Source organism: uncultured Chitinophaga sp., from assembly GCF_937898475.1.
Classification (GTDB): Bacteria; Bacteroidota; Bacteroidia; order Chitinophagales; family Chitinophagaceae; genus Chitinophaga.
This window is the reverse complement of the sequence record NZ_CALEJS010000025.1, coordinates 258,504-275,356: the sequence shown is the minus strand read 5'-3', so window position 1 is coordinate 275,356 and position 16,853 is coordinate 258,504. Positions and strand designations below refer to the sequence as shown.

The following is a 16,853-nucleotide window of genomic DNA, read 5'->3' as shown; positions in this document are numbered from 1 at the left end:
AAACATAAATCCAAATAGCCGAATCTTGAAGATGCTGTCTACCGGGAGCTTACAGGACAAAGATCATTACAGACAACCTGAAACAAATATTCAGTGAAATAAAATCAAGATCCGGAAGAACCTAAGCCGGATATAAAACATATCAGCGCGCAAACACTGTCTTAAACCCCCATCCTTCCCCTACCTTTTTAGGCTGGGGAGCGGCCCAGTTACTCCCGCCATCAAGATATCCGTCATGGCGGGACCACAACAGCTCATTCTTGGGATTAACCGCGTAGATCACGCCGCCTCCATCAGAGAATACCTGTTTGAAACCCCAGCCCGTACCGATGGTCTTCCCTGAACCTGCCGCCCAGTTGAAAGAACCGTTACCGCGCCCGGTATGGCGGTACCAAAGCAATTCGTCATTGTCTTTGACCAGGTAGATCACGCCGTCGCCGCCGGAGAAAACATGTTTGGCGGTCCAGCCTGTACCAACAACGTTCCCTGATCCTGCCGCCCAGTTCGCGCTGCCGTCTTTGTGCCCGGTATGTTTGTACCACAGGAGATCGCCGTTGTCTTTAACAGCGTAGATCACGCCATCACCGCCTGAAAACACATGAGGGAAGTCCCATCCTATTCCCACCACATTACCTGATCCTGCCACCCAGGCATTACTGCCGTTCCCATGTCCTGCATGACCGTACCACAGCAGGTCGCCATTTTCTTTGATGGCATAGATCACGCCATTTTCACCGGGGAATACCTGTTTGAAATCCCACCCTACGCCTACGGCCCTGCCATCAGTGGCCCAGCTGATGGCGTCGTTATCACGACCGGTATGATGGTACCACATCAGGTTTTTATTATCTGCCACTGCGTAAATTATGCCATTGGAAGCGCCCGAACCAGCGGGCAGATTTGCCACGGGCGCATTATTATTTTGGTTGCTCATCACCCGGTCTCCGGCGGAGGCCGCTTTGAGCGGATACTCCATTACTGCGGATGTAAGCACAAGCTCACCCGGATCGATCTGGCTATCAATACCTGTTGGGAATATCACCTCCAGCTGCAGTAAAGTTCCGGGAGCCACGGCGCCGGGTGGGTTCCAGCTCCACCTGTTGTTGGAATTTGCGCTTTTAGTGAAATCGCCGCTGAGATGGGTTTGAATGCGTAACCGGGTGGATGATCCGTAGCGCAGCTCCACTTTGCGCAGGGAAGGACCGGATCTGCTGGTGCGGAAGTGCAGGGTAAGTTGCTGCATATTGGGCGCTGCTTTAGCCGCCGGGGGCAGCGGCACTTTCGCACTCAATACCAGCTTTGCCGCCGGCTTGCCGCGAAAGCGCCTGCCATCGGCCACATCGTCGATAACCGCCTGGCTGGCGGATCCGACCAGTGAAAACGAACGGCCGGGAATCGTTACCTTGAAAAGAGATTGAGCGTACAACAGCGGCTGGATGAAAGGAAGGATCATGAAAAGCGCTGTTAACAACATCTTTTTCATAATGGGGTTTTTACAAATGGAGAACAAAAGTATATAACAAACTATGCAGTCATACTGTCTGTCTGGTGTTGTTAAAGTTAAACAATTCCCCCGGACTAAAGTACCAGCGTAACCACCGACCTGCCCGGAATATTGACCGGCTGGTCAGCATTTGCATACGTACCCGGTTGCAGGCTGCCTGCTGCAGATGTGGTATAACTGCGTACCTGTTTTCCTTTTGCATGCTGATAGTTCAGCTTAATATCTACCGCCTCTGCTTTGCTGTTCACCACTACCAGGTTCACTGAATTGTCTGTGTTCCGGTAACCGGATACCAGCAGGCCGTTATGTGCAGCGCTGTCCTTTACAGTGGCCTGTATACGTTTGGCGCCCGGGCGGATAAACCGGCTGTAGTTGCCCAGCACCCATAGCATCTTGCTGTCCTGCAGCTGGCCGTCTGTTGCCTGTTTATCGATGTATATGAGGGCGTCTTTGTAATCATAGGGAGAGATAGCCAGCCAGTATTGCCAGGCAGCTGCGTTGGCTACGGTGAGATCGTAATGGATCACACGTGCCAGGTAGAGAGCCGCTGTCATTCCCAGGTCTTTTCCGCTGCCGTTGATCTCACCGTCATTGTCGCCCAGAATGCAGTATTCTGACTGCCAGAATTCGAGCCCCGGTATGGTGGCAATGCTGGCAGCCAGCCGGCGTCTCATGGCTACCTGGTCTTTTTCGGGAGAGGTAGTGAAGTAGCTGTGCGCCGCAATGCTGTGTTGTACATTGGGCAGATTGCCCAGGTAATTGGCAGAGCCTTTGCCGAAGAAGTTTTTTACCTGTTCACCTTTATCCTTTTTATCGTGCAGCTCATAGAGGTAATTGATTTTTCCGGCTTCAGCAACAAGTATGCGGGTAGACAGTTGCTTAGCTGCAAAAGTGGCGCTGAGCGATTTTACCAGGCCTGCCAGCTGTTCATTGTTATAGGGGCATCCTTCCTGTCCGCCATCGCTCCAGTCCCATTGCGGCTCATTTACCGGGCTGATATAGTTGAACTGTACGCCCGTGGCCGCTTTTACTTTTTGGATGGCTTGTACCAGGTAGGCGGAAAGATCTGCATACCTGTCTGCACTGATGTTACAATTGCCATTGGTAGCAAATGCTTTTCCATTCGTGGTAAACTGTACGGGAGGGCTGTTCAGGAAACCGAGGAACTGCTGCACTCCTCTTTGTAGTGCCGCCTGCAAAAACCAATACTGGCCTTCCAGTTTCTTTTTACTGCTGTTATCAGCTGCTTCCAGGGAAGGTGCGCGGCGCCATTCGTCTTTGATACCGCTGGCTGCTCCCTGTTCAGCGCTGCCTGCACCAATGTTGAAACGCCACATCGAAAGACCAATGCCTGCAGGCTGTCCCGTAGCGCTGGTGTCTGTGCTGAACAGCCAGTCGGCCATCCTGTTGCGTTTACTATCCGGCCAGTTGCCGGCAAACTGGCAGGACCATGCGTCAGAGGCGGCGAAATTATGAATGGTCTGATAACTGATGGCCGGGTCAATATCTACGGTAACGCTTGTACGATGTTGCTGCTGTGCCACAACTGATTGTAGGGCCAGCGCGCCGCACAGTAATAATATAACATGCTTCATAGCCTGCATTCAATTTTAGGATCTGTTGCTATAAACCGCCTGCACTGAAAAACAGCAGTGCAGGCGGTGATCACTGTACTATACTTAGAAGATAAAGGAAGATCAGTAACCGGTGTTCTGGTCGAGGTTGCCATTGGAAGACAATATCTCAGAACGGGGGATGGGCAGCCAGTAGTGCTTCTCTGCAAATGCACGGCCGCTCAATGCTACTTTACGTGTGTACGTAGTGGTGGCGCCACTCCGGGTAACGTCTACGCCATAAGCAGGTACGTTCTCCGTTACATTGGCAATCTTCCAGCGGCGTACATCGTAGAAGCGGTGTTCTTCAAAGGCCAGTTCTACCTGGCGTTCCCTGCGGATAGCCTCTCTCATCTGTGCCTGTGTAAGACCCGTCGGTAGCGCCGGTTGCATTACACTGGATCTTTGCCTTACCTGGTTAACGGCGTTGTATACACTGGCATCCGGACCAGCGGCTTCATTCTGTGCTTCTGCATAGTTGAGCAGCACTTCTGCATAGCGCAGGTAGATCCAGGGTTGCAGCCCTGCAACGTCCCAGGGATTATCGATCGGGTTGTTATCATCCATGAACTTGCGCAGGTAGTAGCCTGTTTTAGTAGTGTTCCAGTTGGAAGGACCATCTTTACTGTCCTTTCCGCCGGGGGTGTAGATGTCTACGGTACTGCCCCTGTAGGAAGCGCCATTATACAGGATGGTGGCATAGAAGCGGGCATCCCTGTTAAGGTAAGGCGTTTGCTCATTATAACCTGATGTGGCGTCGGTGATCACTTTACCGTTGTTCATCTCATAGGCATCAACCAGGTTTTGCAGGGGTGTATTACCTGCCCAGCCGCCGTAACCATTGGGCGCATTGGAGATCTCCAGGCAAACGTGCCGGGCGCCGATGGCGTACAGCCTTTCAAAAATGATCTCGTTGCTGGTGGGTGTGAGGAACAGTTTGGCGTAATCGGGCGCCAGTGAATAAAGGTTCAGGTCTATCACTGCTTTGGCGGCAGCAGCGGCATCTGCCCAGCTGCCTGCATTATACAGCGGACTGGCAGCATACAGCAGCAGGCGGGCTTTCAGGGCTAATGCAGCGCCTTTGGTAGCGCGGCCCAGGTCCCAGCTCTTATCTGCATTGGCCAGGGGAAGGTCTCTTGCAGCAGCGTCCAGCTCAGCGATGGCATAGTCAAGTGATTCCTTGATAGTGGCGCGTTTGAACAGCGCCTCATCGGTAAGGTTGTCTTGCAGGTTGTATACTTTTTCGCCTGCCAGTACAACGCCGCCGTAGTTGCGGATCAGGTCATGATAGCGGTAAGCGCGGATAAAGCGGAGCTCTGCACGCAGCAGGGTGCGTTTGGCATCGCTCATCTGTACGCTGTCTATATGAGTGAGTGCATAGTTACATTCACGGATGCTGCGGTAGCTTCTTCCCCAGATGGTACCGGCAATACCGAGGTTTTCCGGGGCCAGTTGCCCGCGTTGTATTACCCAGGTATTATCGTCATTGTTATAGATAGACTCGTCGGTGAGCGAGCTCCATAAGCCGTATTCAAAGCCGCGGCCAAAGCCGGGAGGCGTGCCCTCCGCTTCTTTGTCCTGCAGCCTGACACCCATGTAGCGGTTGATCACAAAGTCTTCAAAAAGCGCGGAGTCTGCCAATAAGGCCACATCTGATATACGGTCTGTAGGTACGATGTCCAGGTAGTTCTTTTTACAGGAAGATAAAATTCCCGCGGCTACGAACACCAGGATATATAGTAGGTTGCTTGTCTTCATTGCTTAGGTCTTTACGGTTTAAAACTTAACATTTGCGCCAACATTGATGATGCGTTGCTGCGGGTAGAATTGTCCGCTGCCCTGGATGCCTTCCGGATCATAATCTTTTACAGGCGTGATGGTGAACAGGTTGAAGGCGCTTGCGTAGATGCGGAGCCCTGCAATTTTGATCCTGGATAAAATATCTGCATTGATCGTATAACCCAGTTCTATGTTCTTAAGGCGGAAGAAGGAGGCATTGTTCAGCCAGAAATTGTTCCTGTAAAGACCACCATTGATGGAAGAGGAAGCACGTTCATCCACACGGGGATAAGAGCCGTTTGGATTGGTAGGGCTCCAGCGGTTATCTGCCCAGCTGCTGTAAAAGTTGCCTATCGTACCGGATTCCGGCAATACATACTGGCTTACGTTTGTTTGCCCGGCAAATACGGCAGACAGGTCAAATCCTTTATAGTCGGCGCCTAATACGATACCGTAGGTGATCTCCGGAATGTTGCCGTATTTGGTCCTTACCTGGTCGTCAGCCGTGATCTGTCCGTCGCCATTGTAGTCGCGGTAGATCAGATCGCCCAACTGGGCCTGTGGCAGGTGTGCGTATTTGTTAAGGTCATCCGCTGTTCTGAAGATGCCGATTACATCATACAGCAGGTCGGTGTTCAGCGGACGGCCTGTCTGGCGTTGATGTGCCAGTGTACCGGATGCTTCATCGATATCTATGATCTTGCTTTTTGCATAGGTGAAGTTGCCGCTGATACGGTAACCAATACCGCTTTTGGTGCTGTTGCTATATCCCAAAGAGGCTTCTATACCGTTGCTGTTGATCTTGCCGATATTTTCAGCGGGCACCAGCGGATCGCTGTCGTAAGGATTTACGATGCCGGAGCTTTGCGGGATGGAAGCATTACGCTGTGCCAGGATGTCTGAACGTTTCTGCTGGAAGTAGATAACCTCCAGGTTAAAATGGTTAAGGAACAGCGCATTGATACCCACATCAAGTTTCCTGGCCCTTTCCCAGCCGATGTTAGCGTTCGCCAGTTTGGTAATATCAATACCGGGGCGTATGGTGCCGTTGCTTCCCAATACATACCGGTTATTGAAAGAGTAGTTGTCAAAATACTGGAACAGTTTCACGTTATCGTTACCCAGGGTACCGTATGAACCGCGCAGTTTCAGGTCGTTGATGAATGAAACGGAGCCGAACCATTCTTCTTTTGAGATACGCCAGCCTGCAGATACAGAGGGGAAGAAACCATACTGATTGCCCGGCGGGAAGGTAGACGATCCGTCAATACGGGCCTGCAGTTCCAGCAGGTATTTCTCTTCGAAGTTATAGGCTACCCTGCCGATGTAGCTTTTGCGTGTAAAAGTATAGCTCTTGCCTTCGCTGCCCTTGTCTGCCGCAGCAGGACCACCTTGTGACAGCTCCGGTGTTTGTGTGGACGGGAAGTTGAGCCTTGAAGCGCTCAGGCTGTCCATCACTGTTTTGCTTTGTTCGTAGGCAACAAATGCATCTACATTATGGCTGCCGAACTGGCGGTTAAAATTCAGCTTGATATTGGATACGCGCATCTCCTGGTTCTGTTGTGTTTGAAACAGGGTAGCCGCCTGGTTGGAGCCGCCTACCACCACCTTGTTGTACGCATTACCGGTGGGATCGTAGTTATAGAGTATATAAGGCTGGGAGAAGGATTTGCTGAAGGACCAGGATTTATCTACCGACAGGAAACCATCCAGTGAGAGGCCATCAATGCCCGGGATGGCGTAGCTGCCTTTCAGGATGCCGTTGAAAACCTGGGTAGGGTTACGGTTGGTACCGCCAATATCTGTTACCTGCATGGCCGGGTTATTATTTTCTATACCGCTGGTAGGCAGGCCGTTCGGATAAAATGCTGCCACGGTAGGATAGGCGCGGTAAATGGAACGGAAGATATCACCGGCGCTGGTTTGCGGATAGATACGGTCTTCCTGCCTGCCCGACAGGTAAAGGCTCACTTTCAGGCGTTTGGTCACATCCGCATCGATATTTGACCTGAAATTGTACTGGTCATACTGGGTTACCCCCCTTTTGTACAAGCCATCCTGGCCAATAATGCCCAGGGAAAGGAAATACCTTACATTGTCACTGCCCCCGCTGATAGAAAGGTTGTGCTGATGCTGCCGCGCCGTATTTTTCAGCGTGGCTTTCTGCCAGTCGGTGTTCGGGTAGTTCAGCGGGTCAGACCCATCCCGGAATTTTTGTACCTGGTCTTCAGTATATACCTGGTTAAGGCCACCTGCCTGGTTATTATAATATTGTATCTCATTTCTGAGGGTGGCATACAATGCAGCGTCCGCCATATCGGGCAGGCGGGTAGGAGAGGTGAATCCCTGGTTGAAGCTGTAGCTGATGGAAGGTTTACCGGTCTTACCCCTTTTGGTGGTGATCAGTATAACCCCATTGGCCGCCCTGCTGCCATATACGGCGGCGGAGGCGTCTTTCAGTACGGTCATGCTCTCAATATCATTGGGATCCAGTCTTTGCAGGCCGCCTATCTGGCCGGGCACCCCATCTACCACCACCAGTACATCATTATTACCTGTGGTGGCAAGGCCCCTGATCAGGAGGTTGGAGCCGTCAAAGCCCGGTTCACCGGACCGGTTATTGGCTATCAGGCCGGAGAAGCGTCCTGCCAGGGAGTTGGATACGTTGGGCTGCGGACTTTTTACGATCTCCGCACCTTTCAGCGTGGAAATGGAACCGGTGAGGGTAGCCTTTTTCTGGGTACCATATCCTACTACCACTACTTCGCCCACGTTCTGGGTATTAGGTGCCAGCGAGATATCCAGCCTGTCGTTCCCGGTAACCGGCACCTCCCGCGAGATATAAGAAATGTGGTTGAATACCAGGGTATCCCCGATGGCTGCCTGTAAGGAGAACTGTCCGTTCACATCGGTGGTGGCTCCCTGGCTGCCATGTTTCACCCGAACGGTTACGCCGGGCACCAGCTCACCGGCAGCACTTACCTTTCCGCTGATGGTGGTACGCTGTTGCGCCCGGGAACTTACTGATAAAACAAGGAAGAAAAGGAAAAAGGACAAAATAGACCTGTATTGTCCCGACAATGGTCGATTTTCTTTCATAACGAGAATTTGTTGGTTGAATGTATGCAATTTAGGCCGCCTGAACAGAGCGGTAGAGGGGGTAAATCGTTTAAAAAAGGGGGTAGAATCGTATTTGGCAACAGCTGGGAGCTAGCAGCTGTTTTTAATTACATTGTAGTCTGCGTTAAAGGAGTGGCGGTATTTCCTGATGTAGTCGGAAGGGTTCATGCCGAATAGTTTGACGAACTGCTCCCGGAAATACTTGATATCCCCGATGCCTACCTGCATGGCTGCCTGGTTAATGGTATAATTCTCTTTCAGCATTAACATGGCGGCTTTTCTTAAACGGATAGACCGGATAAAGGAGTTGATGGTTTGGCCGGAGACCGCTTTTACCTTTTTATAGAGGCTGGAATGGCTCATACCGATGGCCTGGGTGAATGCTTTAATGGAAAACTCATCGTTATCCAGGTTCTCCTCTACGATGGAGATACACTTTTTCAGGAAATCCTGGTATTCGGCAGGTACACGTATACCACTGTTCTTTAATGTGATCTGGTCCAGGAAGAATTGGCGCAGCAGGTTCCTGGTTTTCAGGATGTGCTCCACTTTGGCCAGGAGGAGATCCTTTTCAAAAGGCTTGGTGATATAATCATCTGCTCCGCCTTCGATCCCCTTGATCTGGACATCGGGGGAGGAGCTGGATGTCAGCAGGATGACAGGAATATGGCTCAGGTGATCCGTTTTACGGATACGGCTGCAGAGCTCCATGCCGTCCATCCCATCCATATGCACGTCGCTGATCACGAGGTCGGGCATGCATTTGTTGACCATGGCAAAGCCGGCGTTCCCGTTATCGGCTTCGTAAATGATGTATTTATGTCCGAAGATCTGGTGGAGGTATTTCCGGATCTCCTGGTTATCATCCACCAGCAGGATAGACCATTTACCGGTGACCAGCTCCTCTGCCGCCGGTTCGCGTTTGATCCAGTCTTCCTTTTCTTCTTCCTGTGGCTGCGGACCCGTTTCGGTGTTCAGCTCTTCGAGGATGGCTGATTTGGGGGCAGCATCCGCCACTATCCAGGCGGCAGGCAGGTGGGCCGTTCCCTTCTTCAGCCGGATAAAAAAGGTAGTGCCTTCCTGCAGGCGGCTTTCATAGCTAACCGTGCCCCGGTGGCCTTCGATGAAATGTTTTACCAGGTAAAGACCGATACCAAAACCGGTTTGCAGGCGTTCAGCGCTGCCGTTGGCACGTTTGAACTTCTCGAACACCGCGGCCCCTGCTTTCTCATCGATGCCGCAGCCGGTATCCCGGATGCTGATCAGCACTTCTTCGTCCTGGTTTTCCAGCCGGAAGGTAATGGCGCCGCCTTCGGGTGTGAACTTGAAAGCGTTTGAGAGGAGGTTGAAGAGCGCTATCTCGATCTTCTCATAATCCGCATAGATATAGTTTTCTGTATCCGTGCTTTCGAATTCATAGCGGATATGTTTTGCTTTGGCCTGCTGGCTGAAGCAGAGGTAAACTTCGTTGCAGAGCTCTACGATGTTGGTACGGGCAATCTTCAGCTGATCGCCGCCTGCATCCGCTTTGCGGAATAGCAGCAGCTGGTCTACCAGGCTCAGTAAGCGGCGGGAGTTGCGGTATACCACGTTAAGATCGGTATGCCTGATCTGTTCATCCTTGTTGGCAATAAATTCTTTCAGGGGGTTGATGATGAGGGTGAGCGGCGTTCGCAGCTCATGCGAAACGTTGGTAAAGAAGCTCAGTTTTCTTTCGTTCAGCTCTTTCTCTTTTTCATTTTCCAGGTGAGCGATCTTTATCTCGTACTTCAGGCGTTCCTGGCGTGTTTTGTATTGTATATAAAAATAGATGGCGGCTGCGAGGGCGGAAATATACAGCAGGTAGGCCCACCAGGTTCTGTACCAGGGCGGGAGGATGATGATCCTTACCGTGTCGGCTTCCTGGCCCCAGGTACCGTCTGTATTGGTGGCTTTGATTTTAAACAGGTAATCGCCTTCCTGCAGGCGGGTATAGTTGGCAGTGCGTGCTTCGCCAACATAGTTCCAGTCTTTGTCCCACCCTTCCAGGTGATAGGCATAGCTGATCTTGTCTGGCGAGGTATATTCCAGCGCTACGAAATCCAGTGAAACGGAGGCTTTGTCATATGGTATCCGCAGCTCGGTCACATCTTCCCCGGTACGCCCGGAAACGTAGGAGGGATCCTGTTCTATGGGTGCGTTTACCACCTTGATACCGGTGAGCAACACAGCCGGGGTGTTGGCCTGTTCATATACGCTGTCTGGATGGAAGATGTTAAAGCCTTTGATGCCGCCTACCATCATTTCGCCGTTGCGCAGTTTCATCGCTGCGTTGTAGGTGAACTGGTTGCTTTGCAAACCGTCTGACTGGGAGAAGTTGCGGCAGGTGCTGTTTACCGGGTCAAAGCGCGACAAGCCGTTGTAAGTGCAAAGCCAGAGATACCCGCTGTTATCTTCCAGGATGCGGAGAATGGAATTGTTGGGTAATCCGTCTGCTTCGGAAAAGCGGGTAAAGCGCCCGCTCTCTACATCAAAAAGCAGCAGGCCGCCTGCATCGGTGCCCAGCCAGTAATTGCCCCGTTTATCTTCATGAATGGCGCGTATGGTGTAGCCGATGTTATACACCTTATGATGTTTCCTGTTGCGGTCTATCCTGATCAGGGAAGAATAGTTGCCGCCCCAGAAATTGCCTTTACGATCTTCCAGCAGGCATTGTATGTTGGAGATGGTATTGTCGAATATCTCGAATCGGTTGGCAGCCCGGTTAAAGGTGTATAACGTACCGTTGTTGGTGGTACTGGCCCAGAGGGTTTGCCGTGCGTCTTCATACAGTAGCCATACATTGTTCTCTTCTGCCTTGGTGTAAGGATTGAAACAGGTGAAATGTTCAAAAGTACCCGTGCTTTTGTTGAAGCGGTTGATGCCGCCAAACCAGGTAGAGAGCCAGGTATCTTCCTGCTTGTCTTTTAAGATGGTGGTGATGAAATTACTGCTGACGCCTTTGTTGTTCTTTGGATCGTAGGTATAATCTTTCCAGGTATTGGTTTCGCGGTTCCAGTATTTGAGTCCGCCGCCGTCGGTACCTATCCAGAAATAACCGTCTTTGTCTTCACAGAAAGAGAAGATAAAATTATTGGTAGGGCTGTGAGAGCGGTTGTTGTTGAAAGCGTAAAGCTGGAAGGGCGCCCGTTTAGGTTCAATGATGTTTACGCCGCCGCGTAAGGTGCCGATCCATTTTCGCCCGTTCTTATCTTCATAAATAGAGTAGACCACATTACTGCTGAGCGGATGTTTATCATCCGGGAAAGTAAAAGCAGCAGCCTTGCTTTCACCCGGGTGGAGCAGAAATACACCATTGCCATCGGTACCTATCCAGAGTACGCCTTTATTATCTATACAGAGGTTCACTACTTTTAAATTCTCTTCCATGTAGCTGGAAGAAAAAGTATTGGTATGGGGGTTGTATTTGAAAAGACCGTTATTGGCGGCCAGCCATACGTCGCCATGGCTATCTGTTTTCAGGGAATTGCAGCGGGTAATGCTGTTGTTAACCATGGTGAGGGTTTTGCTGCGGACATGGTAGCGGCAAAGGCCTTTGTTTTGTACGAATACCCATGCATACTGTTTGGCGGCATCGAAGTCTATGCCCATTACCTCGTAGTCTGCCAGTTTCTCTGCGCCGTTATAGAGAATGATCTGGCGGCCGGTTCCGCCACCGGGACCAAACAGCACGAGGCCGTTATTCTCGGTACCGGCGAGGATGATGTCAGCCTTGTCTGATCTGATCACATGGATGTTGCCGCTCAGTTTTTTGGCTGTGGCAGCGCCGGCGGGGATGTAATTAACGGCAGAGAACCGGTCGTTAACAGGATTGAGCACGCAAACACCTTTCCGTCCGCCTACCCAGAGGCGGTTGGTTCCATCCTGTTCTATGGTCCATATCCCGTTATCGATCAGGGAGGTGCTGTCACCTATTTTATTGCGGTAGATCTTAAACCGGTAACCATCGTACCTGTTTAATCCATCGTAGGTGCCAAACCACATAAAACCTTTATTGTCCTGGTATATGTTCACAACGGCATTATTGGAAAGGCCGTTCTCTATTCCCAGGTACCTGATCGGATAGTCGGCAGCGGATAGGGTTTTAGTTAATATCAGTAATACCGGGAATAACCATAGTTTTCTTGTCCACGCACACATACATCGATTTTAGATGCTGTAAAAATATTGAAAAAGCAACAATTGAAATACGAAGCTGCTTTTGTCCCCTTTTTTATTAAACTGTCAATTTAACACTTTTTGTTATTATTTCAGAGCACGTTTTAGCAGTGAATTTATTTAAATCTTCCAATAAAAAAATAAGTACGTTATGGTAAAGAGAGGGCTTTGCTTACAGCTGCTGGTAGTGATAGCAGTCAGCGCTTTTGCGCAGCAGCGGCGAAACCCCGTATTAAAGGGGTATTTTGCAGATCCTGATATCATTTATGCGGAGCAGACCCGGAAATTTAATATCTATCCAACCAGCGACGGGTTTACCAACTGGAGCGGTACTTATTTTAAAGCATTTTCCTCTCCCGGCCTGGTTCACTGGAAGGATGAAGGCGTGATACTGGATATTGGCAAAGAAGTGAGCTGGGCTAAGAGAAATGCCTGGGCGCCCTGTATCATTGAAAAGAAGATCAACGGGAAGTACCGGTATATGGAATTAAGATGGGCGACGCCGTGGGGTATAACCGCGAAGTGTGTATAGATCAACTGGAGTTTGACAGGCTGGGCAGGATTGTACGTGTAAAACCTACACATGAGGGAGTTGTAAAAGCAGTAGTTCCGCATTAAATTATCATCGTTCAGATAAGGCAGTTAATTCCGAAGCATGAAAAGTGTATGCGCTTTTCACTCAGCTTGCCTGCGCCTATACCTAACTATGTATGCGCTTTTACCATAGATAACACTAAGGTAGCACTAAGCACCCACCCGGTGTTTACTAAGATACCATGCGGGAAGGTTGCGGATAACATACGGTAACAACAAGGTTCACACATGGACTCACTGCGGATAAACTGTGGTATTCACAGCCTGCTGATGTGGTAAAAACGCTCATTTCTGATGATTCAGGTGAAAATGTATCATCTTGTATATAAACGTACTTTTAGTGACGTTTTAGGTTGTAATATTTGGATGATATTGCCTGTCGTAAATACCTTTGTTCCGTTAATTAATTCTTTACTTTAAAAACAAGTTTATGAGTAAACAATGTGGGCCGGTGTATATCACCGGCACGGTAAAAGGCATCTGCTATTACCGGATGAACGGGAAGTATTATGCCCGAAGAAAAAGCACCTTAAGCAGGAAACGGGTAAAGCGCGACAGGGCTTTTGCACTCACACGCAAGTATGCGGCATTACTGGGACAGGCATCGGCTATAGCGGCGCAGGTGTACCGCTTGTTACCGAAGGCGCAGAAGAAACTGGACTTATACCGGGCGATGACGGGCCAGGCAATCGGGATGCTGAAACAGGGGATGAATGAGGGTGAAATTAAGGCGCGGCTGGAACAGGATATGAACGGGACGAAGGTGACGGTTGCTGCAAAGCCGTTGGTACGGATGCATAGTAAGACGGAAGGGATGCATGTGGTAAGAACGGTATGGAGAAAGGGTGGGAAGGGATTGGTGGATGAGGGAAAAGGAAGGAAGGTGCCGCCGCCGGTATGGCGGGTGATGACGGGGAAAAGGGAGTATGAGGTGAAAGTAGGGTCGATAAGCAACTACAACTGGTTGTAGTTAACCACCTCAACATCCTTCGCTCTTTCTTCCGGAATCACTTTTAGGGAGATAACTTTTCCATCTTTCAATACCCCTTCCACCGTCGTATTATAAGGCGCATGCAGTTTGAAATGTACATTCCAGTTATGCGGCCATGCAGGGAAAAGATAGATCTTCTTTCCATCGGTCTGCATCAGCATTTCCTGCAGACCAATCATGCCTGAACCTCCCTGGTTATGATCCGGTGTCCAGTCAAATCCCGGGCCCCAGAATGCGGGGAACCTGGTGGCGGCATTTTTCAGTTTTTCAACGGTGTAATGGGCGGCGGTATCGGTGAGGCCTAATCGTGCACAGAAGATATTGTCCTGTTTCCAACCAATATAGCTCCGGTGTTTAACAGCGGTGGTATCATACAGCCAGGTATTGCGGGCGGTGTCCAGTCCGGGTTTACCGATGCCGAATATTCCGTAGGGGAATACGGGGTAGAGCTGCGGCGTTTCAACGTTGTTGATCCGTTCCCATGTCCTGGCGGGAGCAATGGTGGTATGTCCCTGCACCTGGCGATAGGAAAGCGGCGGAATGCGTTTCAATAAACCAGTCAGCCGGGTGCGCGTGCTATCAGGTAGATAATGTGCAGGCAGTTCCAGCATCCTGGAGGTAACGGTATATAGTCCCGCAACAGTGGTAACGGAGTTGTACGTCATTTTGTAAGTCTCGCAGGCGGAGCCGGGATATAGCACCAGGTGGCCATCCCCGTCCAGGGCTTTGGAACCGCGACGTTTGGCCAGGTATTGATAATGTTCATCGAAGAAGGTGAGGCTGCTTTCGATGAGCGGGAGGTAAGCGGAGATATTGGTTCCGGAGAAGCGTTCCATGTCGAGTATCATCAGGCAGAATTCCAGTACGGTATCCCATTCATATTCCAGCCAGCTATTATACTCTACCCCGGGATCTGCGTAAGGCGGGCGTTTCCAGCCGTATTCACTGGCAGCGGGCAGGCCAAAGTTTTCCATTTGTTCGGCAAAGCAGGCGCCGTGATGGCCCCAGTAAAACTGGCTGCGGATCTCCGCGTTTCGCAGCAGGCGAAGGTAGAAATCAAACTGTGACCGCATCAGGTCAAAATCACCGTTTTTGAGCATGGGCCAGTATACTAGCCGCTGATTCTGTGCGGTGAAGGTACCGCCGCCCCAGTTGCGATGATCGGGGGTGAAGGGATATTTCGGGTTAACGAATACAGGATCGTAGGTGAAAAGTCCGCCGTTGAATTTCGTAGGGTAGGCACCGTAGGCATTACAGCCCAGCATATACCTGAAGAGCTGGTAGTTCCGCCCGGTTTGCCATGCAGCAGATGCAGTATCGTTGCCGATGAAGATATAGCTTCTGCTCCAGTATTGCCGCCACCAGGATTTGGTTTGCTGAAAGGCTGTTCTTCCGGCAGCTTTGGTAGCTTGCTGTTGTTGATCGAGGCCATGTGTCCATGCGGCATAAGAGGGCGCCTGTGCGGTATACAGCAGCACCTGTATGTGGTGTTGCCGTGCAGGACGGACGCTTTGCAACTGCCAACCCGTATAGGGTGTATTGATATACTGACCGGAGGAAGTGCCGGCGGGTTGCATATTATCGCCCCACATCATCCCCCCGGAAGTAAGTCCCTGCAGCGGGTTCCATAGTTGAGACGCTACCTGTTGCAGACCCTGTTGCTGTACGGTAAAGTTAAATATAAGCGCTTCGTTCCTGTTGCGATGACAGAACAAAACCGCTTTATCACGGAAGGCGATGCTGTCGCGGTAAGCCGTTACGGTTACCGGCGCTCCTTTGTATCCTGCGCAGGCCACCAGTTCGGCTTTCGCCAGGCGGCGGTCTGCCGTTCTCCAGCTTTCGTAGGTGGCGGTAGCACTGAGAGGAATATTGCTGTTCACTTCTATATGGGACAGGGGATGGTGAACATCTGTCCATACCCTGATGTCTGTACGTAGTTTACCTTTTTGTGCGGAGATAGTGATATAACCTTCTTCGAGGTGCAGTGTCTGGCGGAAAGTAGCGCCTGTTTCAAAAGGGTTAGGCGACAGTTTCACCCTGATGCGGCCGGCTTTCAGGAAAGTATTGTTTTCGTCAAACGAACCGCTGCGGGAGAGATAACAGAGCAGTTCTCCGTTCTCCATCCATACATTCATACCAATGTCACCGCCACCGCAGGGCATGGATTCGCTGGAATTCTGGCTCTGGCTATTCCATGTGATATTATAGTTGTTGAGTGCAGGACGCTGGGCAAACAACGGCAAAATACCGGTTGCCAGAACAAAAAGACAAAAGATTTGTTTGGTATACATCATAGCGGCGTATCCTCTGTGAGAAAAATAGTCATTAATTTCAACAAAACCATCCTTGTAAATTAACCATGAAACCTTTTGAGAAGCTGTTTACAGTCTTAATGGCTGTGTATCCATTGTCTGATGAATTAAAAGAGTATCTCTCCCAACATGTAAAATTACTCAGGTTCAAGAAAAAGCAGATCCTGCTGAAACCCGGTGAAGTAGCCAATCACATCTATTTTATCAGCAAGGGATTGCTGCGTGCCTACTATACGGACGGAGATGGTCCGGAGCAGACATTCTGGCTGATGAAGGAGCTGGACATGATGGCTTCTGCATTCAGCTTTTTTACGCGGGTACCTGGCGATCTGACAATAGAGGTGATCGAGGACTGCGAGCTGATAGCGATTGATTATGATACGCTGGAGGAAGTTTACAGAACATTTATAGAATTTAATGTGGTAGGAAGGGTATTGACGCAGAAGTACTATGCGCTGAGCGACGAAAGGGCAATGATCTTACGAATAAAGAAGGTGCCCGACCGTTACCGTTATATGGAGCGTCATCATCCTGACCTTTTGGTCAGGGTAAAGCAGAAATATATCGCTTCCTACCTGGGTGCAACCAGCGAAACGCTTTCAAGAATCAAGAAAAAAAAGCAAAAACCCCGAATTTAATGATCTGGATCAATTTTTTTCTCGTTTAAGCATCTTAGCTTTGCATTACTGTTTTAGCTAAAACAAACGTACAGCGTATTTTATTACCCCCGGACCATATCCCCG

General features: G+C 50.3%; 9 protein-coding genes. 3 read left to right on the top strand and 6 right to left on the bottom strand.

The features are described 5' to 3' along the window. Positions 1-142 precede the first annotated feature (142 nt). The 5 genes from Q0577_RS17255 to Q0577_RS17235 all read right to left on the bottom strand — a co-directional run bounded on the left by Q0577_RS17255 (position 143) and on the right by Q0577_RS17235 (position 12,195). A complete protein-coding gene (locus tag Q0577_RS17255; protein ID WP_298738370.1) occupies positions 143-1,483 on the bottom strand; it encodes a tachylectin-related carbohydrate-binding protein in 1,341 nt (446 codons plus the stop codon). Positions 1,484-1,578: 95 nt separating this feature from the next. Beyond that, positions 1,579-3,099: a glycoside hydrolase family 30 protein gene (locus tag Q0577_RS17250; protein ID WP_298738369.1), complete on the bottom strand. Its 1,521-nt coding sequence runs from the start codon at positions 3,097-3,099 to the stop codon at positions 1,579-1,581. 102 nt (positions 3,100-3,201) lie between these two features. After that, positions 3,202-4,875, bottom strand: coding sequence for a RagB/SusD family nutrient uptake outer membrane protein (locus tag Q0577_RS17245; protein WP_298738368.1), 1,674 nt, complete (start codon positions 4,873-4,875; stop codon positions 3,202-3,204). Between the two features lie 18 nt (positions 4,876-4,893). Further along, entirely contained in the window at positions 4,894-7,995 is a 3,102-nt protein-coding gene (locus tag Q0577_RS17240; protein ID WP_298738367.1) for a TonB-dependent receptor, read from the bottom strand. Positions 7,996-8,106: 111 nt separating this feature from the next. After that, positions 8,107-12,195, bottom strand: a complete 4,089-nt coding sequence (locus Q0577_RS17235; protein ID WP_298738366.1) for a two-component regulator propeller domain-containing protein — start codon at positions 12,193-12,195, stop codon at positions 8,107-8,109. A 169-nt stretch (positions 12,196-12,364) separates the two neighbouring features. On the opposite strand from Q0577_RS17235, the gene Q0577_RS17230 reads away from it, so the two are divergent. Both Q0577_RS17230 and Q0577_RS17225 read left to right on the top strand, forming a co-directional pair. Further along, positions 12,365-12,745, top strand: a complete 381-nt coding sequence (locus Q0577_RS17230) for a family 43 glycosylhydrolase (RefSeq protein WP_298738365.1) — start codon at positions 12,365-12,367, stop codon at positions 12,743-12,745. A gap of 492 nt (positions 12,746-13,237) precedes the next feature. Then, on the top strand, positions 13,238-13,777 hold the full coding sequence (locus Q0577_RS17225; RefSeq protein WP_298738364.1) for a hypothetical protein: 540 nt from the start codon (positions 13,238-13,240) through the stop codon (positions 13,775-13,777). Here the strand turns inward: Q0577_RS17225 and Q0577_RS17220 are convergent. After that, entirely contained in the window at positions 13,762-16,089 is a 2,328-nt protein-coding gene (locus Q0577_RS17220; protein WP_298738363.1) for a DUF5703 domain-containing protein, read from the bottom strand. The genes Q0577_RS17225 and Q0577_RS17220 overlap by 16 nt on opposite strands. Before the next feature lie 68 nt (positions 16,090-16,157). On the opposite strand from Q0577_RS17220, the gene Q0577_RS17215 reads away from it, so the two are divergent. Next, complete coding sequence (locus Q0577_RS17215; RefSeq protein ID WP_298738362.1) at positions 16,158-16,748, top strand: Crp/Fnr family transcriptional regulator; 591 nt, start codon at positions 16,158-16,160, stop codon at positions 16,746-16,748. Positions 16,749-16,853: the final 105 nt, after the last annotated feature.

Bases quoted from the DNA above. Each gene is read 5' to 3' on its own strand.
- Q0577_RS17255 (WP_298738370.1), bottom strand. From the start codon at position 1,483: ATGAAAAAGATGTTGTTAACAGCGCTTTTCATGATCCTTCCTTTCATC.
- Q0577_RS17250 (WP_298738369.1), bottom strand. From the start codon at position 3,099: ATGAAGCATGTTATATTATTACTGTGCGGCGCGCTGGCCCTACAATCA.
- Q0577_RS17245 (WP_298738368.1), bottom strand. From the start codon at position 4,875: ATGAAGACAAGCAACCTACTATATATCCTGGTGTTCGTAGCCGCGGGA.
- Q0577_RS17240 (WP_298738367.1), bottom strand. From the start codon at position 7,995: ATGAAAGAAAATCGACCATTGTCGGGACAATACAGGTCTATTTTGTCC.
- Q0577_RS17235 (WP_298738366.1), bottom strand. From the start codon at position 12,195: ATGTGTGCGTGGACAAGAAAACTATGGTTATTCCCGGTATTACTGATA.
- Q0577_RS17230 (WP_298738365.1), top strand. From the start codon at position 12,365: ATGGTAAAGAGAGGGCTTTGCTTACAGCTGCTGGTAGTGATAGCAGTC.
- Q0577_RS17225 (WP_298738364.1), top strand. From the start codon at position 13,238: ATGAGTAAACAATGTGGGCCGGTGTATATCACCGGCACGGTAAAAGGC.
- Q0577_RS17220 (WP_298738363.1), bottom strand. From the start codon at position 16,089: ATGTATACCAAACAAATCTTTTGTCTTTTTGTTCTGGCAACCGGTATT.
- Q0577_RS17215 (WP_298738362.1), top strand. From the start codon at position 16,158: ATGAAACCTTTTGAGAAGCTGTTTACAGTCTTAATGGCTGTGTATCCA.